Origin of the sequence: Rhodoluna sp. (assembly GCF_024639375.1) — a bacterium.
Classification (GTDB): domain Bacteria; phylum Actinomycetota; class Actinomycetes; order Actinomycetales; family Microbacteriaceae; genus Rhodoluna.
The window spans coordinates 121534-144855 of the sequence record NZ_JAHEIM010000001.1; the positions used below are offsets into that span (position 1 = coordinate 121534).

The window sequence follows — 23322 nt, forward strand, 5'->3', positions numbered from 1 at the left end:
CTCGGGTGGTTTTTTATTTATTCAAAACTAAAACGAGGCCGTGTAAAGGTTGTCTAGGTCGACTACCTTTTGAACGCGGCGGGCATACTTCGGTTCGCTAGTGCCCAGCCACTCTGTGGTCATCCAAACGCGAACAATCTCAAGGGCAATAGCCGAGCCAATGAGCTTGCCGCCCAAGCACAGCACATTGGTATCGCTGTGCGAGCGGGCGAGTTCCGCGCAAAATGAATCTTGACAAACAGCGGCAAAAATACCTCGCAGCTTGTTCGCGATCATTGCGCTGCCGTAGCCAACTCCATCAACAAATATTCCGCGGTCTGCTTCACCCTTGGCTACAGCCAGGGTGGCTGGCAAAACGTAGTCGGGTAAATCCGCTGCTTCATCTGTGTCGGTGCCAAAGTCGGTAACCGTGTGCCCCATAGATTCAAGCAGTGCCCTAATCTCCAATTTGAGAGAGCGACCTGCGTGGTCGCTGGCAATTGCAATATGCATTAGTCATTCCTTACTTGAACTCGTTTTATGCGTGAGGTGAAGCCTGATTCAATTTCAATCTTGGACTTTGCAATTCCGTAGTGTTTGGCAAGAACTTCGATGAGGCCTTCGTTGGCGGCGCCATCCACAGCGCGTTCTTTGATAAAAACGGTGAGTGCGCCATCGGCATCGGTTTCAACCAAAGGCCCCTTTTTGGAACCTGGCTTAACTTTCACTGTCACACGCACACGACCAATCTAGACTGTGAATATGACCAAAACCTACCGCGGCCTCACGCTAAAGCAAGTTGCTCAGACAATCGATCACTCAATCTTGAAGCCTGACTTCACCTATGCCGATGTCGAAGCTGGGGCAGCGGTTGCGCTCAAATGGGCAACTGCTTCTTATTGCATTCGCCCTATGGATGTGCCTGCCGCTGCAAAGTTGCTGGCTGGTTCTGGTGTGAACGTGTGCACCGTGATTGGTTTTCCGCACGGCTCAGCAACTACCGCCAGCAAGGCGTTTGAAACCAAAGATGCCATCGAGAATGGCGCGGTTGAAATCGACATGGTTTTGAATATCTCGGCGCTGCTTTCGGGCGATTTCGATTATGTTCGCGAAGACATCAAGGCAGTGGTTGATGTGGCTCATGCCAAAGATGCCAGCGTCAAAGTGATCTTTGAAACTGCCTTTTTGAACGATGAGCAAATCGTCAAAGCCTGTGAACTAACCGAGGCGGCTGGCGCCGACTATGTAAAGACCTCAACGGGTTTCGCGAGTGAAGGTGCCACACTGCACAACGTGCAGCTGATGAAGGCAACTGTGGGCGACCGCCTAAAGGTCAAGTCATCAGGTGGCGTGCGCACCCTCGATCAGCTAATTGACTACATGGACGCAGGGGTCACTCGTTCTGGTTGTTCGGCCACTGAAGCCGTTTTAGAGGAATTTCAGCAAAAAGCGGAATAATTCTGTCAAGAGGGTGTTTACTTAACTCATGACTACCTCGATTCTTCCATCGCTCTACATCAGCCACGGGGCTCCGCCGCTTCTTGACGACGAACTGTGGATGAGTCAGCTGGCTGCCTGGGCCAAAGAAATGCCCAAGCCAAAAGCTATTTTGATTGTCTCTGCCCACTGGGAGAGCGCGCCAATCTCAATCTCTTCGACTGCCGCAAACACCCCTTTGATTTATGACTTCGGTGGTTTCGCCCCAAAGTTCTACAACATGAAATACGCAACCCCGGATGCCTCTTGGCTAGGCGAGATGGTTGCCAAGCTGATGCCCGACAACGAGCCGCTGCATCAGCATGCCTCGCGCGGTCTCGACCACGGTGCCTGGGTTCCACTTCGCGTGATGTACCCAGATGCCGACATTCCGGTGCTGCAACTTTCGATGCCAACTCACGACCCGGTGAAGTTGCTCGACTTAGGTCGTCGCTTGCGTGCACTTCGCGAAGAAGGCGTGCTTGTTATTGGCTCTGGTTTCATGACCCATGGCTTGCCATACATTCGCGACTGGCGCGTTGAGGCGGCCGCACCTGGTTGGTCGGCTGACTTTGACCACTGGGCGCAAGAGGCGCTCGACAAGGGTGACATCGAAACCCTAATCAACTATCGCAACACTGCTCCTGGCATGCCTTATGCGCACCCAACTGTTGAACACTTCACTCCGTTGTTCATTTCGCTTGGTGCCGCTTCGACTCCCGAGCAAATTGCCAAGACCAAGATCGATGGTTACTTCATGGGTCTTTCAAAGCGTTCGTTCGAGGTCGTTTAATGTCGTTTAATCCAAACGATCTAAGCCGCCCACACGTTTGGGTTCCAGCTGCGGATGTCGCCAGTGCGCGCACTCTGTTGTTGCTTCACGGTTCGGGTGCCGACGAGCATGACCTTTTGAATCTTGGCAAAATGCTTGACCCTACCGCCAACTTGCTTTCACCTAGAGGTTTGCGCAAGAGCGACGGTGCTAACCGCTTTTTCAAGTTGATTGAGCAAGATACCTACGACGAAAAAGAAGTAATCGATAACTCCGCTGAGTTGGCCAACTTCTTGTGGGCTGCATCCGGTGAATACGGTTTCAACGCCGATAAGGTGTTTGCGGTGGGTTTCTCAAATGGCGCCAATGCCGCAACTTCGCTTTTGCTGCTGCAGCCAGATTCGGTTGCTGGAGTTGCAGCCTTCGGAAACAACAAGGTTTTTGAAACCACACCGCACAAAAAGGGTGAACCTGATCTAACCGGCAAGCATGTCTGGATTGCCAATGGTGCTTCCGACGCGTATTCACCGCAGGTGCGCATCGACCGATTGATTGCAGAGTTTCAGCAGCTCGGTGCCAACGTGAAATTCATGCTGCACTCTGGTGGTCACAACATTGTTGGCGAGCATGTGCGTGCCATCGCCGAAGACCTCAAGATGCTTTAGCCGCTAACCACTGATTCCACAGCTCGGTTAGATCCCAAGCGTTCTCTGCCATCAGTGACACTCCGCGCACTCCGGTGCGGCGGGTTTTGCCGGCAATCACCATCAGCCTGGTGTTGAACAACACCGAACTGCAGCGCGATTGCGCCTCATCAAAGAAGGTGGCGTCACTACAGCCGGCACCGTCATCCAAAGTGATAAACACCACGCGCTTGCCCGAGCGCATTGGCGGAGTTTGGGTGGCCACGCGCACACCGGCTACCAGCACGTCGGTCTTGCTGCGCAACCCAACCAATTCGTCGCTGCGCAGCACGCCCATGGCGTCGAGCATCGGGCGGTATTGCTCAATCACGTGATCACTAACATCCATGTGCATGATGTTCAGCTCGTCATTGATTTTTTGCGCCAGAGTTGGTTCTGCATTGCCGGTTGGCAGTTGTTCGCCAATTTCAAAATCAAGCGTTGGTTGATCGCTGCGCAAGGTTGGCCGAGTTTTCACACTGTTTAGTTGCCGCACCCGCGCCATGATGTCACCGCGGGTCGCTGCGGTGTCACCGGTGAGTTCATCGAGTGCACCAACTAGCGCCAATCGTTCGAGCGTGCGCCGACTTGGCTTGGCACGCATATAAAAATCGCCAACGCTATCAAAGGGTTGTTCGGCAATAATGCGCGCAATTTCGGCGTTGCTGATGCCTTGCACATCAACCAGCGACATGCGCACACCAATCTCCGGTTCGTTCACGTCAGTGGTTTTGCGCGCGACCTTTTCAACCAGGTATTCATCGGTTGAGCGATTCACATTAAGCGGCAGAATCTTTACACCAAGGCGACGCGCTTCTGACAGCAACAATCGCCTCGGATACATGCCCGGGTCATGGGTAAACAAACCAGCCATGAATTCGGTGGGGTAGTGGGTCTTGAGCCAAGCGCTTTGATATGTTGGCAGTGCAAACGCAGCCCCATGTGCCTTGCAAAAACCAAAACTGCTGAAGCCTTCGAGAATCGACCAAACCCGGTCGATCACTGCTTGCGGGTAGCCGCGAAGTTTTGTTTCACGTCTAAAGAATTCTTCAACAATTGGTTTCACTCGTGGGTTTTCGAGCGAGCGGCGAAACTCATCTGCGCGGGCCAAACCGCAACCGGTCATCACATTCAAGATGCGCAACACGTGTTCGTGAAAAATCACGATGCCCCAGCTCTCGCGCAAAATTGGCTCGAGATCCCGGTGAATGAAATCGGGCTTGGCAAAGCCATGGCGACCATCCAGGTAGGGCGCAATCATGTTGCCCTTCATTGGCCCAGGTCGAAACAGCGAGATCTGAATGGTGAGGTCGTTGAATTCGGTTGGTTGGTGCTTGCCGGTTAGCTCGCGCTGACCCGGGCTCTCGATTTGAAAGATGCCAAGCGTGTCGGTGGTGCGAATCAGTTTGTAGGTTGCGGCATCATCGCGGGGCACGTTGTCTAGGTCAATTGCTTCACCGCGCACTCGGGCTGCCTCGCGCACCGCATAGGCCATTGCACTTTGCATGCGCACGCCAAGCACATCTAACTTGAGCATTCCCATTGGGTCCATGTCGTCTTTGTCGAACTGGCTCATTGGCAAACCCATGCCGCTTGGTTCAACCGAGGTGAGTTGCAGCAGGCTGGTGTCGCCCAAAATAACCCCGCACGGATGCATCGAAATGTGCCGCGGCAAACGATCGAGGCGTTCGGTGATGTCTACCAGCAGATTCATGCGGCGGTCTTCTTCAACCGCTTCGGCAAACTTGGCTAGCTCTGGTTTGGTGCCCAGTGCGCCACGAAAACTGCGTGCACTAAAGCGCCACATGTTTTTAGCGATGTCATCAATCTGGTCATCTTCGAGGCCAAGCGCTAACCCAGAGTCGCGCATTGCGCCGCGACCGCGATAGGTGCTTTGCATTGAAAGCAGCGTGACTCGACTCGAGCCATAGCGCTTGAAGATTGCGTTGTAGATGTCGTGCCGTCTGGCCGATTCAACATCGATGTCAATGTCGGGCAGGCTCGAACGCTCGGTGCTCAAGAAACGTTCAAACAACAAGTCGTGTTCGATTGGGTCAACGCCGCTGATGCCCAGCAAATAGTTGACCAACGAACCGGCGCCAGAGCCACGCGCCTGACTGCGAATTTTCATATCGCGAATCATCTGCGCCACATCGGCCACGGTTAGAAAATAAGTGGCAAAGCCGAGTTTGCTAATGGTGATTAGTTCTTTGCTCAACCTGTGTTGCACTTCTTGCAAGGTTCTTGCCGATGCCCGCGGATAAAACCGTTCGATGCCGTCGTGCGCTTTTTGCCACAACACCTCAAATGGGTTGCCATCGATGCCCAACGCCGATTTCTCGGGAGTCTTTGGTTTGCCCCAACCGCAGTCGTTTGGTGCATCGAGTTTGCAACGGGCCGCCAACCGATTGGTGGTTTCAATTAGTTGCAGTGCACGCGTGCGATCACCGGCAACTTCAACCGCAATTGCATGCATTGCCTCGGATGGCTTCAGCCAAGCTTGCGCGTTTGGTTGCGGCTCGAAGAATCCGAGGGGTTCTAAAAATCTGGCAGCGTCGAGCACGTCGGCGGTGAGTGCGTCATCGGGTTGCAAATAGCGCACCGCGTTGGTGAGCACCGCTGGCACTTTGTTGTGGTCAGCAAGTTGCAACATGCGTTGCGCCTGCAAAGTTGAATAGGCAGTGCCTGGTTCGGTGAGATGGGTCACCACCTCGATTGCCAAACTGCCCGGCAACTTGAAGCAGGCGAGCCAGGCGGCTAGCGCCGATTGCGCCGCGCCTTGCGCACCGCCGGCACCTTGTGAACCGCCGGCACCTTGCGAACTGGCCAAGGTTGCGCGACCAACATCGCTGTCGGGGCCGAGCAGAATTGTGCAGCCGCCATCGTCGCCAATCAGCTGCGCCAACTTGCTGCGTTTAATTGCCACCGGATATTCGCGCTTATTGTTATTGCGCCTGCCAGCGTGAGCCGCCGAGGTGATGGCACAAAGTTTTGCCCAACCGGCACCGCGGTTTTGGCCGTGCGCCAAAATCACACAGCGGGCGAGTGCTTCACCGGTTTCGCTCAGCACGCACAGGTTGACGCCAACGATTGGTTGAATGCCTAATTTGAGACAGGCACCAATGTGCTTGACCGAACCATAGAGCCCGTCGCGATCGGCCACGGCGAGTGCGTCAAAGCCCAACGCGACCGCGGCTTCGTCGAGCAGCTCTGGGCGAGTAACGCCGTAGTGCCCAGAAAAAGCCGAAGCCACGTTGAGGTGAGTGAACCCGCTCATGACCTGTGCCCGCTGGTTTTAGTTGAAGATGCGGGCGAGTTGCCAAGAGTTGCTCTGGGCATTGTGAATGAGCTCGAACTGAGCACGGTCTGACTCGCTGCGTGAGGCCTGCAGGCGCCACATTTCTACCTCGAGCACGCCAGCGCCAATGCCGCGCTGCACCCGGGCTGCGTCGACCCACCACTGCTTGCGGGCAAACCAGCGCACCGGTTTGCTGTTGACCAGATAACTGGCCCCGCGCCAACTAAAACCGATTGGTTCACCCAATTGGTTGACTAAAACAGACACCTTTTCATCAATTCGCAGCATGGCCGCACCCCTCGAAACCTTTATAGAACTCGATAAATTATTCGAACACTTGTTCGAATGTTACGAGTGTAAGGGGCTTAGCCGACAAAGCAAATTCGGGGCCAAAATTGGCCAAAATGCGGTTCAAAAATAGCCGCCCGCGAGCGCAAAAGCCTAAAGCGGCTTGATTAGCGAAGGTTCATTATTGCGAACCGCACCGACATCGGCACCGACCTTGAAGAACTCGGCCTCGCTGGCCACCACATTAGATTCCTCTGCCACCGCGTCGAGCAAATCTTGATCGCCTTCGATGTGCGGGTCTAGCCAAGCCTCAAAGGTGGCAGGTGAAAGCAACACCGGGTTGCGGTCGTGAATGTGAGCCAATTCGGGTGCGCTGTCTTTGGTCAAGGTTGTTGCCGAGAGCAACCAGCGGTCGGGCGCATCCGCAGCTTTGGATGGGTTGGCCCACCATTCGTAGAGACCGGCTAGTGCAAACATGCCGTCGCTACCGGCGTTGATGTAATAAGGCTGCTTGGTGCCATCGGCGTTGACGTGCCACTCGTAATAACCCGAGGCCGGAATCACGCAGCGACGACGAACCACCGAATCTTTGAATGAAGGCTTTTCGAGAATGCTCTCGATGCGACCGTTAATCAACGGCGCGTGTTCGGTTGGGCTCTTGGCCCAACGCGGCACCAAACCCCAGCGTGCAACGTGCAGCTGTCGGCTAAGTTCGCCAACCGGGCTGCCATCCGCGGCTTTATCGAAGGCACGATCAACCACAATGCTGATTGGTTGGGTAGGTGCCACGTTGTAACTAATCCCCGGATGTTCGCCGATGATTTCATCCGCTTCAAAAATTGTTTGAATCTCGCCAATTGTGCGAGCCACCACAAAACGACCGCACATTACTGAATGTCCTCGTCGATTTGCTCGCCGCCGGCTACCGCAGCGCGAGATTCTTCGCCAAGTTCAATCATGCGTTCGGCAGTCTTTTCAAGTCGCTTTTTGGCAAAGTGCACCGCAACCACAAACGCCACGATGATCGCAACGAAAACCAGGCCGCCAAATTTTAGGTTGCCGGCAATTTGTTCATAGCTGGTGCGAGCTAGGTAGCCAACGCCAACATAGGCCGATGCCCACACTGCGCATGCAGCAACAGTCCACTTGATAAAAGTTGAATAGCGCATGCGGGTCATGCCCGAAACCACCGGCACCAATGAGTGCAGCACCGGCAAGAAGCGAGAGATCGCCACCGCAATGCCGCCACGCGTTTCCACAAAAGTGTCGGCCATCTGCCAATTTCGCTCGCCAATTTTTTGACCGAGTTTGCTGGCGCGAATCGGACGACCAAAAAGTCGCCCAAGCCAAAAACCAATTGATTCACCGATTAGTGAACCGAGCAGCACAAAGCCGAGTAATCCGAGGAAGTCGATGAAATTTTGCACACCCGTGGCAGCCACCAAAACTACGGTGTCGCCGGGCATGATCAAGCCAACAAAAAGTGAAGTCTCGAGCATTATGGCCAGGCCGGCCAGCACATCACGCAGCAGGGGATCAACGCCCTGAACAGTGTTCAGCAGCCAATCCAAGATTTCATTCACCCGACCATATTCGCACGCGTGTTGCTCGGGCTTTATAGAAACACTTTCTAATAATTTAGGTATGCCTAACCTTTGTTGCTTAAACGTTATAAAGGGGAGTAAACCGTAGTTGGAAGGCAATGTTTGCCTCTCCAGAAAGTGAGAAGCTAATGCACGCCGCTATCTCAGCAGTGCTCACCGAACTAAGCCCGCTCGACCTCTCGCGTTGGCAATTCGGTATAACCACCGTTTATCACTTCTTGTTTGTGCCGCTAACCATTGGAATGGTTTTCCTGGTGGCGATTCTGCAGACCGCTTGGTACCGCACTCAAAACGAGAAGTTCCTAAAGCTCACCAAACTCTTTGGCAAGATTTTTTTGATCAACTTCGCCATCGGTGTGGTCACGGGCATCGTTCAGGAATTCCAGTTTGGTATGAACTGGTCTGACTATTCACGATTCGTGGGAGACATCTTCGGAGCACCGCTTGCCATGGAAGGCTTGCTTGCCTTCTTCTTTGAGGCAACCTTCATTGGTCTTTGGATCTTCGGTTGGGATCGCCTGTCAAAGGGCTTGCACCTGGCAACCATTTGGATGACCGCACTAGGTGTTGTGCTTTCTGCTTACTTCATTCTTGCCGCCAACTCTTTCATGCAAAACCCGGTTGGCTTCGAAATCAACGAAGCCAAGAACCGAGCTGAGCTCGTTGACATTGGAGCAGTGCTCACCAACATCGTTGCTCTAAACCAGTTTCCGCACACCATCACCGCATCGTTCATGTTTGCCGGTGCGGTTATGGTTGGCATCTCGGCCTACCACCTAAAGCGCAACCAGCAGGTTGCTGCAATGGGCACCTCGCTTAAGTTAGGTCTCTGGACCGTAATCGTTGGTGGTCTAGGCACCGTGCTTTCTGGTGACGGGCTTGGTCTTGCCATGGTTCAGACTCAACCGATGAAAATGGCTGCAGCTGAGGCTCTCTACAACACAGCGGCACCTGCATCATTCTCGATCTTCACTTGGGGCACCCCGGATGGCAAGAGCGAACTTTTCTCGGTTCGCATTCCTAACTTGCTTTCGTTCCTTTCGACTCACACCTTGGATGGCAAGGTTGAAGGTCTGAATGATTTGCAAGCGCAATACGTTGCGGCTTATGGCCCGGGCGATTACATGCCTGTGATCTGGATTACCTACTGGGCATTCCGTTGGATGATCGGTCTTGGCATGCTTTCGATTTTGATTGCTGCAGTCGGGCTAGTACTAACTCGCAAGAACAACTTCGCTTTACCTAAGTGGGCTTGGAACATTGCAATCTGGGCATCACCAATTCCGGTGTTAGCTATTTCACTCGGCTGGTTGTTCACCGAAATGGGGCGTCAGCCTTGGTTGGTGTTCAAGTTGATGAAGACATCCGCGGGTGTTTCACCAGGCATCAACGGTGTTGACGTGCTGATCTCGTTGATTGCGTTCACCTTGGTTTATGCGGTGCTTGCAGTTATTGAAATGCGCTTGCTTCTAGCAGCTGCACAGGCCGGCATCGAAGAACCTAAAAAGACTGAGTCCGCTGACCACCTTGCAGTGGCTTACTAAGAAATCGAAGGTATAAAAAATGCAACTAAATGAAATTTGGTTCTTAATCGTTGGTTTCTTGTTCATCGGCTACTTTGTGCTCGATGGCTTTGACTTCGGCGTTGGAATGTCATTGCCGTTCTTGGGTAAAGACGACACCGACCGCCGCGTGCTAATCAACACCATTGGCCCGGTTTGGGATCTCAATGAAACTTGGGTAATTGTTGCCGGTGCAAGCTTGTTTGCGGCGTTCCCAGAGTGGTACGCCTCGCTGTTCAGTGGTTTCTACTTGCCGTTGCTGTTGATCTTGCTTGCCTTGATCGTGCGAGGCGTGGCCTTTGAATACCGTGGCAAAGGCAAAACAGTAGGCGCCAACGAAGTCGTCTGGAAGCGCAACTTTGACTGGATGATTGTGATTGGTTCAGCGGTTCCGTCATTGCTTTGGGGTGTTGCTTTCGCCAACATCGTTCAGGGTGTGCCGCTAAATGAACAGCACGTTTACACCGGAACCATTTTCACCCTGCTAAACCCATACGGTTTGCTGGGTGGGCTGGTTACTCTGACTCTGTTCTGGACTCACGGTCTAATGTTCATCGCCTTGAAAACCGATGGTGACATTAAAGATCGCGCTAGCAAGTTGGCTACCAAGGTTGGCATTGTTTGCACTGGACTTGCAGCTGCATTCTTGACCTGGACTCTAATTTCACACTGGAGCGTTCTTGGTTTCATCTTGTCCGCTGTTGCAGCGGTGACCCTGATCTCAGGTTTGATTGCCAACTACTTCAAGCGCGAAGGCATTGCCTTTAGCTTTATTGTGGTCACCATCATCACTGCGGTTGGCAGCCTGTTCTCAGCGTTGTTCCCAAACGTGTTTCCATCAAGCACCAACCCAGCGTTTAGCTTGACCATTGAAAACGCTTCGTCTAGCCAATACACACTCACTGTGATGACCTGGGTAGCGATAATCATGATTCCATTGGTCTTGCTTTACCAAGGTTGGACATACTGGGTATTCCGCAACCGCATTAGTCGAAAGTCGATTCCTGCCGGTTCACACTAATCAAAAGGGGCAACTATCAAACCGCTAGACCCCCGACTGCTTCGTGAAGCAAGAGCGGCCCGCTGGTTCATCGCCAGCGTGGTCGCTCTTGCCATCGGCAGCACGGTTGCCACAGTCGTTATCGCTTGGAACCTGGCCCTAATCGTTTCATCGATTTTTATCCGTGGCGCATCTTTTGAAACGATTTCTCAATCACTAATTTTTGTGCTGCTTGCCGGCATCGCCAAGGCAGGCTTTATTTGGCTTCAAGAATTGCTCGGAGCGCGTGCCGCTAGCTCAGTTATTTTGGAATTGCGAGCCAAGCTTTTAGGCGCTGTTCAGAAGTTGGGTTCGAATTGGCTTGATCAACGCAGCATTGCCGAAGTGAGCACACTTGGCACTTCGGGTTTGAGCGCACTTGAGCCGTACTTTGCGAAATATTTGCCACAGTTGGTTTACACCGGCATAGTCACACCAATTTTTATCGTTTTGATTTGGTCCCAAGATTTCGCAAGCGGCATCACAGTGCTGGTGACTATTCCGCTAATTCCAATGTTCATGGTTTTGATTGGCTGGGCGACACGCTCGGTGCAACAAAAGCAACTTGACTCTCTCGTAGCGCTTAGCCAGCATTTTCTTGAGGTGCTTCGTGGCCTAACCACGCTTCGCGTGTTTGGAAGGGCAAAGGCCCAGGTGCAAACCATTGAGGCTGTGAGCGAAGAATATCGCGTTCGCACCATGACGGTGCTGAGGGTTTCCTTCTTATCTGGTTTCGCGCTCGAACTAGCCGCCAGTCTTTCGGTGGCACTCATCGCTGTTTCAATTGGCTTGCGATTGGTAGATGGGCAGATTGCGCTGTTCACCGGTTTATTTATTTTGATTTTGGCCCCAGAGGCCTATTTACCCCTGCGTCAGGTTGGAGTGCAATTCCATGCCGCAGCAGAGGGAGTGACCGCCTCAAAAGCAGTGTTAGACATTCTGGATGAAGCGGCCGCTTCAAAAGCAAAACCCGCCGAAGCTGACTCAACTCAGTATCTAGCCGGGGCGCTAAATGTTTTGGTTGGCCCTTCTGGTGTTGGTAAATCAACCATGATGAGGGAGTTGGCAAAGCAATCGAATGTTGCTTGGATGCCACAATCACTCGGCTTGGTGGCTGGCACAGTGGCCGAGAACATCCACGGGCCGGTTGATCATGTGAACGATGAGCATTTACAGACCGCAAAGAAATTGGCCGCACTTGACGACATTGCTCTCGATGCTCAGGTTGGCGAGAGTGCTAGTCAGGTTTCGGGCGGGCAAGCTCAGCGAATTGCAATTTCAAGAACGTTTTATGCAGCGCTTACTAATCGCTCGCGTTGGTTGCTGCTTGATGAACCCATCAGTGCACTCGATGCAGATCGTGCAGGTTTAGTTATTGATTCACTCAAGGGTTTTGCGGCTGACGGCGTCACCGTTGTAGCAATCACACACCAACAGCAATTAATCTCTGCCGCAGCAAAAGTAATCGAGGTGCAGAATGCAAAATAATCTGCGCAACCGCATCTCATTGGCTTGGCCAAAAACCAGGAGCTTTCGACTCGGTCTAGCTTCAAGTTTGTTGCAAGGCTTTTCTGCCGTTGCACTCTTAGCAACTTCGGCGTGGCTGATTTCAAGAGCGGCCGAGCAACCACCCGTGATGTACCTCATGGTGGCTGTGGTTGGTGTTCGTGGCTTTGCCCTGGGCCGTGCCGCGTTCAGATACGGCGAGCGCATTTCCCTGCACGATTCAGCCTTTCGAATGCTGGCTGCCTTGCGCCCAAGAATTTTTGAAAAGCTATTACCGTTCTCACCCGCAGGTCTGGCCGGCAACAAACGGGCCGAGGTACTCAGCAAATTAACTTCGGATGTCGACGAGCTTCAGAACCTGCCTTTGCGAGTGATTTCGCCTTTGGCTCAGTCGCTTTTCGTTTCTGTTCTCACTGTGATTGGCATGAGCCTGCTGTTGCCTTCGGCTGCACTAGTGCTTGCTGCAACATTGCTGATTGCTTTTGTTGTTGCGCTGCCGGCTTCTGCTCTCGCGAGCAAACGAGCCGATGATTCGATGGCGAGCACCAAGGCTCAGTTGAATGTTCAACTGATTGAAATTTTGGAAAACCAAGAACTGTGGCACTCGCTGGGTTGGTTGCAGCACAAAACTAAAGCCATCGCTGCCACAGATTTGGCATTATCGAAAGCTGTGACTCGCAACTCCTTTGCAATCGGATTTGGCCAAGCACTTTTTTCACTTTTGGCAACGCTCGCCACTCTAGGTACTACGTTCTTTGGTGCTCAGGCGGTATCCGAGGGGCAGCAGCCAGGCGTTTTGCTTGCACTGTTTGCCTTGGTGCCCATGGCAGTTTTTGATGTTCTCTCAGCTAGCCAGGCTTCAATTTCGGCGTGGCAAAAATATGCACAGAGCGCAGACCGAGTAAATCAATTGTTAGAACGTAAACTGCCTGAAGAATTAGCTGAAGCCGCTGGCCAGCTGGAACTAGGCCCGATTGAAACCCTGCAACTCAAAAATGCCGAGATCGGTTATCCAAATGCACCGAGCACGGTTAGCAATCTCGATTTGCAGATCAGTCAAGGTGAAACCCTTCTCATCCACGGTGTCAGCGGGGCAGGGAAGACCACGGCGGCGCTAACTTTGGCAAATCTTTTGAATGTTCGATCGGGTGAATACCTAATCAACGGGGTGCCGGCGGATGAATTTGCTGCTCATGAAATTCGCAATCGCATCGGCTATCTCGAGCAAAATCCAACGATTTTCAAAGGAACAGTTCGAGCAAACCTGTTAGTAGCCAAACCCGAAGCCGAGGATGTTGAACTCGAATTGGTTTTGCACACGGTAGGTATGAGTGGAACTTTTAAGAACCGTGAAGGTCTAGACACTCAGTTGGGTGAGCGTGGGGTTTTGATATCCGGCGGAGAAGCCCAGCGCCTTGCACTTGCACGCGCCTTGCTTAAGGGCTTTGATGTTCTGATTCTTGATGAGCCAACGGCAAATGTTGATCAAGAGATGGCTTTCGAGTTAGTTTCAGATCTTCTGCAAATTGCAAAGCGTCAAACTGGTCGAGCTGTGATTCTGATTACCCATGACGAGCAGCTCGGCAAACTTACTCAAAAGAGCATCGCAATTAGTCGATAAGTTGCGACAACATCCGAAGGCGTTTGCTAAACGAATCAAGATGTTTCGGTGCACCTACTGGCCCGCCCAGGTCAATCCAGTTTTCGACTGCGCGGATTCCCTGTAGTGAGCTCAAGCCCCAAATTTCAAGTTCAACCAGGTCAGCTGGTTTCACTTTTTCAAGCCGGGTTGTGAAACCCATTTGCTCTGCAATTTCAAGAACTTCTTGGCGAGTGATGCTGTCGAGCCAAGGCAGCTCGTTGCCTGGGGCGCAAAAAACGTCGCCACGCCACCAAACAATTGAACTCAGCGCACCTTCGGCAATAAAACCCTTTTCATCCAGAAATACGGCTTCATCTGCGCCATGCAGTTGGGCCTTGCGACGAATCTGCATGCACAAACTGAGGTCGGGTCCTTTAATCTGCGGATACTTGCGTGGATCCGCCTCAGGGTATGTCCATAGTGTCATCGCGCCAAGCTGTTCAGGTGCCTCACGTAAGCGCAAGAACAGGTTGCTTGCCTGCGGTTGTTCGCCGTGCAATTCGATGCGAGGAAACCAACGCCCTTCGCGTGGGATAGCCGCTGTGACCAATTCAAAGAATTCAGGCAGTTGATTGGCGCTTAGCGGGTGAGAAGCCGCTACCCAGTTTGCAAATCGTTCAAAGTGTCGGTTCATGTGACGAGCTTTGCCGTCTTCTACCAACCAACTATCGGCTACCGCCAGTTGCACCTCGGTGGCAGCAGGTTCGGTCACGGGTTTTAATTGCCCCGAGCGATAGCAAAAGAATTGACCAAAGTCAGTCATCTTTCACCTCCGATATGCACCAATGTGGCCTGCGTCTAATCTAGATTACGAATTCGGCACATAAAAAACTTAGGCGAGGCAGGTGAACGGCATGCAACTGTTTAGTGCCGTTTTAAAGGGTTGGGTTCACCCAGCTGACGCGTTTGTTGCATTCTTCGTTGAGCAAGCCAATAGTTTTTGGCTAGACCGAGAACACAATCACGATGATCGCTTCAGCGTTATTGGTGCCGGTGTCGAGGCTGCTATTGAGGGTGACTGGGCCGAAGCGCTATCAGCCAGAATCGAAGCAGCTCAAGAAATTATTGGCGATGCTCTACCTTTTGATTGGCGCCCCGGATTAGTTGGCTTGATTACTTACGAGGGTGAACCTCGATTCATCGAATCCAACCGGGCGATAGTTTTTGACCACGCACACCGACGTTTATTTTTCGTCGGCAGATTCGCATCCGCGGCCGACTTTGAAGCTTGGCATCATGCGGTTTTATTGCGCCTCGGATTAGTTGCAGGTGATTCGGCAAGTTATCGACACCGCAACAAGAACAACCGATCGAAGTCACACGCATCTTTGCGTCACGATTCGAGCAACTACCTGGGCATGATCGAAACCGCGCAGCGTCACATTGCAGCCGGCGACGTCTATCAAATTTGTCTAACTAATCGCATCGACATCGAGCAGGCTCCAGACCCGCTAGATGCTTATCTTGAATTGCGCAAAAAGAATCCGGCACCTTATTCGGCCTATTTCAAATTGGGAAATCTGGTTGTGGTTTGCAGTTCTCCTGAACAATTCTTAAAAGTCACCGCGGATGGGCTAATCAGCACGAAGCCGATAAAAGGCACGAGACCACGTGGCCGCGACCAGTTCAGTGATGCAGCCGCAGCCGAAGAACTGCGCAGCAACCACAAAGAGCGCGCAGAGAACCTGATGATTGTTGACCTAATGCGCAACGATATTGGGCGAGTGGCGCAGGCCGATTCGGTCAACGTTCCAAAACTCTTTGAAGTCGAGAGCTATGCAACCGTTCATCAATTAGTGAGCACCGTTAAGGCGCAATTATCCGAAGGTAAAAATTCAGTTGATGCTTTGCAATCGGCTTTTCCCGGCGGTTCAATGACTGGAGCGCCAAAACTGCGCGCCATGCAGATTATCGAGCGACTTGAACAAGGCCCTCGAGGAATTTATTCGGGAGTTATCGGCTATTTGGGGTTTGACGGTCGCGCCGATTTTGGCATGACGATTCGCACCATTGTTTTCGAAGGTGCGCTTGCCTACATCGGCGTTGGCGGGGGAATCACTAGCGATTCAGACCCAGAATCAGAGTTAGCCGAGACCAGGCTCAAGGCTGCAGCTCTTCTTGCGGCCATTGGAGCCAACGACCCTTGGGTTTAGGCCCCATTCGCTTGGTAACCTTAGAAGAATGACCGACGCAATTAACGAGAACGAATACGACGTATTCGCCATTCAAGACAAGTGGCTTCCAATCTGGGATGACCTGCGTCCGTTTGCGTCTGGCAATGCAGGGGACACCCGCCCAAAGAAGTACGTGCTCGACATGTTCCCATACCCATCGGGCGACCTGCACATGGGTCACGCCGAGGCATATGCACTTGGCGACGTAATCTCTCGCTACTGGGTGCAAAAGGGTTTCAACGTAATGCATCCAATCGGTTGGGACTCATTCGGTCTTCCAGCTGAAAACGCAGCCATCAAGCGCGGGTTGGACCCAAAGGGTTGGACCTACGACAACATCGCGCAACAGCGTGCGTCGATGCGTCGCTATGCGTGTTCTTTCGACTGGGATCGCGTGCTGATCACTTCTGACCCGATTTATTACCGTTGGAACCAGTGGCTGTTTCTTGAGTTTTACAACAAGGGTTTGGCCTACCGCAAAAACTCGAACGTTAACTGGTGCCCAAGTTGCCAAACCGTTTTGGCCAACGAGCAAGTTGTGCAGGGTCTTTGCGAGCGCTGCGACAGTGTGGTCACCAAAAAGGCACTGACTCAGTGGTACTTCAAAGTCACCGAATATGCAGATCGCTTGCTAGATGACCTAGACACACTCGAAGGCAATTGGCCGGGCAAAGTTCTATCGATGCAACGCAACTGGATTGGTCGTTCGCACGGAGCCGATGTTGATTTTGTGATCGAAGGCCGCACCGAGCCGGTGACTGTTTTCACTACCCGACCAGACACTTTGTTTGGAGCAACCTTCATGGTTGTTGCTGCCGACTCTGCGCTTGCTGCAGAACTAGCAGCAGATGCAGATTCTGAAACCCAAGCTGCTTTTGCTGCTTATTTAGATCAGGTGAAGCAATCAAACGACATTGAGCGTTTGGCAACCGATCGACCTAAGAGCGGTTTTTCACTAAATCGTTTTGCAGTCAACCCGGTAAACGGTGCCAAGCTACCAATTTGGGCTTCGGATTACGTTCTTGCAGACTATGGCCACGGCGCCATCATGGCTGTGCCGGCGCACGACCAGCGCGATCTTGACTTTGCTCGCGCATTTGATTTGCCTGTTCAGGTAGTTCTCGAAACCGGTGAAGAAGACCCTGCGGTGAGCGGCGTTGCAACAACCGGTGAAGGCACTCTGATTAATTCGGGACCACTAAATGGTTTGTCGAAGGCTGATGCAATTAAAAAGATTGCCGAGGTGCTTGAGGCAGATGGCATGGGCAAGAGTTCAAAGAATTTCCGCTTGCGCGACTGGCTAATTTCTCGTCAGCGTTACTGGGGCACCCCGATTCCAATCATCCACTGTGCAAATTGTGGCGAATTGCCAGTGCCTTTGGATGCGCTACCGGTTGAATTGCCGTCGGCTGAAGGTCTTGATCTAAAACCAAAAGGAACCTCACCGCTTGGTGGAGCAACCGACTGGGTTAACGTGACCTGCCCGAAATGTGGCGGCGCGGCACAGCGAGACACCGACACCATGGATACCTTCGTCGACTCGTCTTGGTATTTCTTGCGTTTCTTGTCACCAACTTCCACCGAGCACGCCTTTCCTAAAGAAGCAGCAAAAGAGTGGATGCCGGTTGATCAGTATGTTGGCGGCGTAACTCACGCGATCTTGCACCTGCTTTATGCGCGCTTCGTTACCAAGGTGCTGCACGATTTGGGTCACATCGATTTCGAAGAGCCATTTACCCGCCTGCTAAATCAGGGAATGGTTTTGATGAACGGCAGCGCGATGTCAAAGTCCCGCGGCAACATCGTGGCACTAAGTGAGCAACTAGATGAGCATGGCATCGACGCAGTGCGTTTGACCATGTCATTTGCTGGCCCACCTGAAGATGACATTGACTGGGCCGATGTTTCCCCGGCTGGTGCAGCAAAGTTCTTGGCTCGCGCTTGGCGCACAGCGAATGACGTGACCAGCGCACCCGGGGTTGACTTTGCAACTGGCAATAAGGAGCTGCGCAAGGCCACTCACACCTTCTTGCGTGATTTTGGCCCACTGATTGAGAACTTTAAGTTCAACGTAGGCGTCGCAAAGATTATGGAATTGGTCAACGCATTGCGCAAGGCCATCGATGGAGAAGCGGGTGGCGCTGATGCTGCCGTTCGCGAGGCCGCCGAAACTGTTGCCAAGGCATTGTCGCTGTTCGCTCCTTACACATCCGAAGACATGTGGGCAAAGCTTGGCTTTGAACCAGGCGTTGCTCTGGCTCAATTGGGTGTGGCCGACGAATCACTTTTGGTTGAAAGCAATGTTGTGGCAGTTGTTCAGGTAGACGGCAAATTGCGTGACAAGTTCGAAGTTTCAGTTGCAATCACTGAGGATGAGCTTCGCACCCAGGCACTGGCCTCGGAGTCCGTTATTCGTGCCATCGGCGACAAGCAAATCGCAAATGTGATTGTGCGTGCGCCGAAGCTGGTCAACATCGCCACCAAGTAGTTTTTCCACAGATTTTGCTATCTCGCCGGGCCAATTGGTTCGGCGATTTAGTTTTTTCAAATGGATGAACTGAAACTAAAGTTTTCGCAACTGATTGCGGGCAAGCAGCCAATCAGCAAAAAGATGTTTTTTAGTTTGGTTGGCCTGGCAGCAGCAATTGTGTTTGTCATCAACACAGCTACTGCTGCGCCTGCCTCGGTTCAGGTGGTATCTCCTTCCCAGTCACCAGTTGATGTCTCCGTTAGCCAACCCGTGATCTTGGTGCACGTGGTTGGCGAGGTTTTGAAACCCGGCATCTATCAACTTGAGGCTGGTGCTCGGGTCGTTGATGCAATTTTTGCAGCCGGTGGAATGACCAGCAGAGCAGAGCAGTCCAGCATCAATCTGGCTAGGTCGCTGAGCGATGGTGAGCAATTATTGGTTAGCAAAATTGGCCAGCTTGGTTCAATTGGCAGCGCGGGCACTTCGGCAGCTTCGGCTCAGATCAGTTTGAATCGGGCATCTCAGGCCGAGCTCGAAAGTTTGCCCGGGGTAGGGCCGGCGCTTGCTGGTCGTATGATCGACTGGCGCCTGGCTAACGGAGGTTTCAAGAAGAAAGAAGACCTGCTAAACGTCAGTGGCATTGGCGACAAACTCTTTGCCGGAATCAAAAATTTGGTGACTCTGTGAGCACCTGGATTGCCGCAGTTGCCACCTGGTTAGCATTGCTGATTGCTCTGTTGTGTTTTTAAGAAGTCGCTGGTTTGTTTTATCGGTCGTTGCATTAGCTTTAGCGCTCACGTCTCTGTCACTACAACGCAACGCGGCTAAGCCCTTGCAATTAGATGAGTCGGTGTCCGAGTTTCAACAGCACTCTGCCTGGTTTGAAGTTCTTGAGAATCCTAGAAAAGCTCATCAACGATTCAGTGCGGTCGTCAGGTTAAAACAAATCGATCTGGGTTCAAGTGCCGTTGGTTTGGCTGCCCGCGGCACCGTGAGTGGAGACGTCGAGTTTGGTGAAGTTCATCGAGGGTCCATCTACTCCTGCCAGTTGCAATTTCGGCCCGCGCTTCAGCCGAGTCGCGACGGATTCTCCGGCTATTGCCGCGATGAGCCAAAGCTCGTTCAGATTGCTCCGGCTTATCTAGACGGCTTCACGGCACTGCGTGAAAATTTCCTTGGAAACCTTTCCGGGGTGTCACCCGATGCCGCTGGATTGGTTGCAGGTTTGGCCATTGGTGACACATCTGCCATTAGCGAGCAGGTGTTGGCAGACATGAAACTTGTTTCGCTAACCCACTTGACGGCTGTGTCTGGCGCAAACTGCGCCATCGTGGTTGCGTTGGTCTATTTTTTGCTCAAACGATTTGGGGCAAGACGAACAAGCCGAACTCTTGCCGCTCTAGTTGCGCTAGTCGGTTATGTGTTGCTGGTTGGTGCTCAACCCAGCGTGCTTCGTTCTGCCGTGATGGCCGGGGCAGTTTTGATTGGCTCTGGCGCGGGGCGCCGAACATCCCCGGTTAGTGCTTTGGCTTTGGCTGTGTTGGTGTTGCTCATCGCAGACCCTTGGCTCTCAATTGACTTTGGTTTTGCGTTGTCAGTGTTAGCAACGCTTGGACTTTTGCTGCTCACATCACCAATGACTGAATGGTTATCTGCTCATTTGCCAAGTTGGATGGCCTTGTCTATTGCGGTGGCCGTTGCGGCCCAACTTTTTTGCCTGCCAGTGTTGCTGCAATTGCAAGGCGGCTTGGCAAGTTATTCACTTGCTGCAAATCTTTTAGCTGAACCTTTGGTTGCACCGATTACGGTGCTCGGCATCCTCGGTTGTTTGTTGGCTTATCCATTGCCTTGGTTAGCGGGCGCCTTGTCTTGGCTGGCATCCGTAGCAGCCTGGTGCATCACTCGAATAGCCCATGGATTTGCAAGTCTGCCTAAGCCAACCATCGAGTGGTTCAGTGGGGTCGCCGGAGTGTTGGTGGCCATCACTCTCATCGTTGCGGTGTTGGTCTTTTTCAAATCACGAGGTGCAGGAATCAGGCAGCTTGCCGCACTTGCAATAGCTCTAGTAGTTGCAATCAGTTTTTCAATTACCGGTTCCAGATATGTTCGTTCGCTAAGTTGGCCAATGCATAACTGGCAGATTGTGAATTGCGATGTTGGCCAGGGTGATGCTCTTGTCATTCGCTCGGCTAATCGAATCGCTTTGGTTGATGTTGGTCGTGATGACGCCCCTATAGATGCATGCCTCGACCGACTCAGTGTGGAATCAATTGATTTGCTCATGCTCACTCACTTCGACATGGACCACGTAGGAGGGTTAAGCGGTGCCATCGCAGGCAGAAAGATCGGCACGGCAATTGTTAGTTCATTCCCAGACGAACGTTGGGGTGCACTAGGTGCTCTAAAACTTTTGCGTGATTCGGGAGTGCCGATTAATTCGGCTTCTAGCGGTTTTACCGGCAAACTGGGCGACATTGATTTTGAACTGTTGAATCCAGCGGGCTCACCCGAAGATTCCAATGATGGCAGCATCGCTGCAATCTGGCGTGGGCCTGAGTTTAACTTGATCACACTGGCCGATCTTGGCGAGCGTGGTCAAATGCGACTTGCCGCTTCGCTATCTACCTGGTGGGGCAGAGGCAGCCAGCTGCCTTTGGTGCTCAAGGTTTCACATCACGGCTCGGCCGATCAATATGCCGAATTAATCGAAACCATTCACCCGCAACTTAGTTTGATTTCGGTGGGCAAGGGCAATAGTTATGGTCACCCCACCGGTCGAACTCTGAATCTGCTGAATCGAATCGGGTCCCAAATCCTCAGAACCGATGAACTAGGTGCAATCTCAGTTGGCTCAACCGCCCATGGTCTTGGCTTTGCCACATCGGGTGCGGGTTAGGCTTGATGGGTGAGCAAGGCAAAGGCAGTTGATTGGCGCAAAGCAGCGCCGGCGCCCATTGTCTTCATCTCGGGCCCAGAAGAATTCCTGGCGGGGCGTGCAATTCGAGCGATTCGAACCCAACTAAAAGAAGCGGACGCTTCGCTCGAAATTCATGAACTTGAAGCTGCAGATTACAACGCTGGAACCCTACTGAACCTCACTAGCCCTTCACTGTTTGCTGAACCTCGCTTGGTGATTATCCGAGGTGCAGAAAAATGCAGCGATGACTTTATTGAAGACGGCATCGCTTATTTGGAGTCACCAACTGCCGACACAACGCTGATCATTCGCCACAACAGCTCAAGCGTGCGCGGCAAAAAATTGGTTGAGGCTATTCGAGAAAACGCGCACGCACATGAAATTGCCTGCGCCGAAATCAAGAAAGATGCCGACCGTCAGGCTTTTGTGTTGGGGGAATTCGCAGCAGCAGACCGCAAAATTACCAACGCAGCTGCGCGCGCCTTGCTAGATGCTTTTGCTGACGACACCGCTGAACTTGCAGCGGCGTGTAGTCAGTTGCTGCTCGATAGCGCGGATTCGATCACCGATGAGATCGTTGACCGGTACTACGGTGGCCGTGTTGAGACCAACGCATTCAAAGTAGCCGATGCCGCACTTGCCGGCAGAGCGGCTGAAGCACTCTCGCTGTTGCGTCACGCGCTGGCCACGGGTGCTGACCCAGTGCCACTGGTGGCAGCGCTTTCGATGAAACTTCGTCAGATGGCAAAGATTTTTGGCAATCGTTCGGCTTCGGCCGCCTCACTTGGCATGGCGCCTTGGCAACTTGACCGTGCGCGCAAAGATTTGGCTGGTTGGTCTGATGATGGTTTGGCAAACACCATTGAAGCGATTGCAGCAGCCGATGCCGCTGCAAAAGGTGCCGAGCGCGACCCGGTTTACTCACTCGAGAAACTCGTTCAACTCATTTCTCGCAAGGGCATAGCCGAATCTAAATGACCAAAACCAAATTCGGCCTGCTGGCTTTTATTGCAGTTTTGGCAATTGCCATGGTGGTTCGACCGCCGGTGGCGGTGATGGGGCCGCTGCTTGATGAAATTCAGCAGTCTCTGCACCTCTCAACCCAACTGGTTGGATTGCTGGCAGCCGCACCCGTCTTGTGTTTTGGCGCCGGTGCATTTGCAAGCCCCTGGATTGTGCGCAAGTTAGGTGTCGATCACACCATGCTCTGGGTGCTAATTGGCCTCATTATTGCTTCGGTTGAAAGAGTCTTCTTTGGATATCTTGGGCTGCTAATCGGAACCGTTGCCGTAGGTCTCTCCATCGCGGTAGCGAATGTTCTTTTGCCAACAATTGTGCGATCCAGATTCCCGAACCACATACCCCTCGTAACTGGCGCCTACACAACAGTGGTTGCAATCACAGCAAGTTTGGCGGCGACTATTGCAGTGCCCACCAGCACATTTTTTGGTGGTTGGGTTTCTGCCCTGTTGCTTTGGGCTTTTCCAATGTTGCTTGCTCTGCTGCTCTGGGTGCCTCAAGTTAGGCGCGCTGATCCACACGTAATTCAAATTTTGGGCGCCTCGGATGATCACCGAAGAACATTGAACCGGTCACCGCAAGCTTGGGCCATTGTTGCTTTCTTCGGATTTCAGTCAGTTGGTTTTTATGCGGTGTTGGGCTGGTTGCCACTTGCCCTAATCTCAACTGGGCTTAGTCCTGACGAGGCGGGTACCTTTCTTGGGCTCACCGGAGCAATCGGAATTCCTATTGGGTTACTTATTTCGTCATTGCTTGGTAAATTCAAGCGCTTGTCTTGGTGGGCGGCTGGAAGCAGCTTGTTGACATTCGTCGGTTACTTAGGGCTCACCCTCATCGTTCAGACCCGGGATCACACCTGGCTACTACTTGTTTGTGGCGTGCTCAGTTTTGG

At 52.6% G+C, this 23322-nt stretch carries 20 protein-coding genes; 13 read left to right on the forward strand and 7 right to left on the reverse strand.

All coding sequences use genetic code 11. The features are described 5' to 3' along the window. Positions 1 to 27 precede the first annotated feature (27 nt). Positions 28 to 492: an RpiB/LacA/LacB family sugar-phosphate isomerase gene (locus Q0L28_RS00630; protein WP_296630129.1), complete on the reverse strand. Its 465-nt coding sequence runs from the start codon at positions 490 to 492 to the stop codon at positions 28 to 30. Beyond that, positions 492 to 719 (reverse strand): DUF167 domain-containing protein, encoded by a 228-nt coding sequence (locus tag Q0L28_RS00635; RefSeq protein WP_296630131.1) that lies wholly within the window; start codon positions 717 to 719, stop codon positions 492 to 494. The genes Q0L28_RS00630 and Q0L28_RS00635 overlap by 1 nt, the downstream gene beginning before the upstream one ends. 22 nt (positions 720 to 741) lie before the next feature. Between Q0L28_RS00635 and deoC the strand changes: the two genes are divergently transcribed. From deoC to Q0L28_RS00650, 3 genes are read left to right on the forward strand one after another with little or no spacing between them, the layout of a single operon-like run. Beyond that, on the forward strand, positions 742 to 1437 hold the full coding sequence (gene deoC / locus Q0L28_RS00640; protein ID WP_296630136.1) for a deoxyribose-phosphate aldolase: 696 nt from the start codon (positions 742 to 744) through the stop codon (positions 1435 to 1437). A gap of 28 nt (positions 1438 to 1465) precedes the next feature. Then, positions 1466 to 2248, forward strand: a complete 783-nt coding sequence (locus tag Q0L28_RS00645) for a class III extradiol ring-cleavage dioxygenase (RefSeq protein ID WP_296630139.1) — start codon at positions 1466 to 1468, stop codon at positions 2246 to 2248. After that, complete coding sequence (locus tag Q0L28_RS00650) at positions 2248 to 2892, forward strand: hypothetical protein (protein ID WP_296630142.1); 645 nt, start codon at positions 2248 to 2250, stop codon at positions 2890 to 2892. Before Q0L28_RS00645 ends, Q0L28_RS00650 begins: the two co-directional genes overlap by 1 nt. Here Q0L28_RS00650 and dnaE read toward each other — a convergent pair. The 4 genes from dnaE to Q0L28_RS00670 all read right to left on the reverse strand — a co-directional run bounded on the left by dnaE (position 2879) and on the right by Q0L28_RS00670 (position 8079). Continuing rightward, entirely contained in the window at positions 2879 to 6187 is a 3309-nt protein-coding gene (gene dnaE, locus Q0L28_RS00655) for a DNA polymerase III subunit alpha (protein WP_296630143.1), read from the reverse strand. The two genes, Q0L28_RS00650 and dnaE, sit on opposite strands and share 14 nt — an antisense overlap. An 18-nt stretch (positions 6188 to 6205) precedes the next feature. Then, positions 6206 to 6496: a DUF6504 family protein gene (locus Q0L28_RS00660; protein ID WP_296630146.1), complete on the reverse strand. Its 291-nt coding sequence runs from the start codon at positions 6494 to 6496 to the stop codon at positions 6206 to 6208. Positions 6497 to 6649: 153 nt separating this feature from the next. Beyond that, positions 6650 to 7384, reverse strand: coding sequence for an SOS response-associated peptidase (locus tag Q0L28_RS00665; protein ID WP_296630149.1), 735 nt, complete (start codon positions 7382 to 7384; stop codon positions 6650 to 6652). Next, positions 7384 to 8079, reverse strand: coding sequence for a DedA family protein (locus tag Q0L28_RS00670; protein ID WP_296630152.1), 696 nt, complete (start codon positions 8077 to 8079; stop codon positions 7384 to 7386). The genes Q0L28_RS00665 and Q0L28_RS00670 overlap by 1 nt, the downstream gene beginning before the upstream one ends. A gap of 149 nt (positions 8080 to 8228) precedes the next feature. Here Q0L28_RS00670 and Q0L28_RS00675 point away from each other — a divergent pair, with 149 nt between their 5' ends. From Q0L28_RS00675 to cydC, 4 genes are all read left to right on the forward strand, one after another. Then, positions 8229 to 9644, forward strand: coding sequence for a cytochrome ubiquinol oxidase subunit I (locus Q0L28_RS00675; RefSeq protein ID WP_296630220.1), 1416 nt, complete (start codon positions 8229 to 8231; stop codon positions 9642 to 9644). A gap of 19 nt (positions 9645 to 9663) precedes the next feature. Further along, positions 9664 to 10683: a cytochrome d ubiquinol oxidase subunit II gene (cydB, locus tag Q0L28_RS00680; RefSeq protein ID WP_296630155.1), complete on the forward strand. Its 1020-nt coding sequence runs from the start codon at positions 9664 to 9666 to the stop codon at positions 10681 to 10683. Between the two features lie 78 nt (positions 10684 to 10761). Continuing rightward, a complete protein-coding gene (locus Q0L28_RS00685) occupies positions 10762 to 12189 on the forward strand; it encodes an ABC transporter transmembrane domain-containing protein (protein ID WP_296630158.1) in 1428 nt (475 codons plus the stop codon). Next, entirely contained in the window at positions 12179 to 13828 is a 1650-nt protein-coding gene (gene cydC / locus Q0L28_RS00690; RefSeq protein ID WP_296630160.1) for a thiol reductant ABC exporter subunit CydC, read from the forward strand. The genes Q0L28_RS00685 and cydC overlap by 11 nt, the downstream gene beginning before the upstream one ends. Here cydC and Q0L28_RS00695 read toward each other — a convergent pair. Further along, the gene (locus Q0L28_RS00695) at positions 13818 to 14612 is read right to left on the reverse strand and encodes an aminotransferase class IV (protein WP_296630163.1); all 795 of its coding nucleotides are present in this window, start codon (positions 14610 to 14612) and stop codon (positions 13818 to 13820) included. The two genes, cydC and Q0L28_RS00695, sit on opposite strands and share 11 nt — an antisense overlap. Before the next feature lie 91 nt (positions 14613 to 14703). On the opposite strand from Q0L28_RS00695, the gene pabB reads away from it, so the two are divergent. The 6 genes from pabB to Q0L28_RS00725 form a co-directional block, all read left to right on the forward strand. Beyond that, the gene (pabB, locus tag Q0L28_RS00700) at positions 14704 to 16002 is read left to right on the forward strand and encodes an aminodeoxychorismate synthase component I (RefSeq protein WP_296630223.1); all 1299 of its coding nucleotides are present in this window, start codon (positions 14704 to 14706) and stop codon (positions 16000 to 16002) included. Positions 16003 to 16030: 28 nt separating this feature from the next. Next, positions 16031 to 18511, forward strand: a complete 2481-nt coding sequence (gene leuS / locus Q0L28_RS00705; protein ID WP_296630167.1) for a leucine--tRNA ligase — start codon at positions 16031 to 16033, stop codon at positions 18509 to 18511. Between the two features lie 60 nt (positions 18512 to 18571). Then, positions 18572 to 19180: a helix-hairpin-helix domain-containing protein gene (locus tag Q0L28_RS00710; protein WP_296630170.1), complete on the forward strand. Its 609-nt coding sequence runs from the start codon at positions 18572 to 18574 to the stop codon at positions 19178 to 19180. A 163-nt stretch (positions 19181 to 19343) separates the two neighbouring features. Continuing rightward, positions 19344 to 21389 (forward strand): ComEC/Rec2 family competence protein, encoded by a 2046-nt coding sequence (locus tag Q0L28_RS00715; protein WP_296630173.1) that lies wholly within the window; start codon positions 19344 to 19346, stop codon positions 21387 to 21389. A gap of 9 nt (positions 21390 to 21398) precedes the next feature. Further along, a complete protein-coding gene (holA, locus tag Q0L28_RS00720; protein ID WP_296630175.1) occupies positions 21399 to 22388 on the forward strand; it encodes a DNA polymerase III subunit delta in 990 nt (329 codons plus the stop codon). Continuing rightward, positions 22385 to 23322 (forward strand): MFS transporter (locus Q0L28_RS00725; protein WP_296630178.1); only part of this gene is annotated, 938 nt, incomplete at its 3' end. The genes holA and Q0L28_RS00725, both read left to right, overlap by 4 nt.

Bases quoted from the DNA above. Each gene is read 5' to 3' on its own strand.
- Q0L28_RS00630 (WP_296630129.1), bottom strand. From the start codon at position 492: ATGCATATTGCAATTGCCAGCGACCACGCAGGTCGCTCTCTCAAATTG.
- deoC (WP_296630136.1), top strand. From the start codon at position 742: ATGACCAAAACCTACCGCGGCCTCACGCTAAAGCAAGTTGCTCAGACA.
- Q0L28_RS00645 (WP_296630139.1), top strand. From the start codon at position 1,466: ATGACTACCTCGATTCTTCCATCGCTCTACATCAGCCACGGGGCTCCG.
- Q0L28_RS00650 (WP_296630142.1), top strand. From the start codon at position 2,248: ATGTCGTTTAATCCAAACGATCTAAGCCGCCCACACGTTTGGGTTCCA.
- dnaE (WP_296630143.1), bottom strand. From the start codon at position 6,187: ATGAGCGGGTTCACTCACCTCAACGTGGCTTCGGCTTTTTCTGGGCAC.
- Q0L28_RS00660 (WP_296630146.1), bottom strand. From the start codon at position 6,496: ATGCTGCGAATTGATGAAAAGGTGTCTGTTTTAGTCAACCAATTGGGT.
- Q0L28_RS00665 (WP_296630149.1), bottom strand. From the start codon at position 7,384: ATGTGCGGTCGTTTTGTGGTGGCTCGCACAATTGGCGAGATTCAAACA.
- Q0L28_RS00675 (WP_296630220.1), top strand. From the start codon at position 8,229: ATGCACGCCGCTATCTCAGCAGTGCTCACCGAACTAAGCCCGCTCGAC.
- cydB (WP_296630155.1), top strand. From the start codon at position 9,664: ATGCAACTAAATGAAATTTGGTTCTTAATCGTTGGTTTCTTGTTCATC.
- cydC (WP_296630160.1), top strand. From the start codon at position 12,179: ATGCAAAATAATCTGCGCAACCGCATCTCATTGGCTTGGCCAAAAACC.
- Q0L28_RS00695 (WP_296630163.1), bottom strand. From the start codon at position 14,612: ATGACTGACTTTGGTCAATTCTTTTGCTATCGCTCGGGGCAATTAAAA.
- pabB (WP_296630223.1), top strand. From the start codon at position 14,704: ATGCAACTGTTTAGTGCCGTTTTAAAGGGTTGGGTTCACCCAGCTGAC.
- leuS (WP_296630167.1), top strand. From the start codon at position 16,031: ATGACCGACGCAATTAACGAGAACGAATACGACGTATTCGCCATTCAA.
- Q0L28_RS00710 (WP_296630170.1), top strand. From the start codon at position 18,572: ATGGATGAACTGAAACTAAAGTTTTCGCAACTGATTGCGGGCAAGCAG.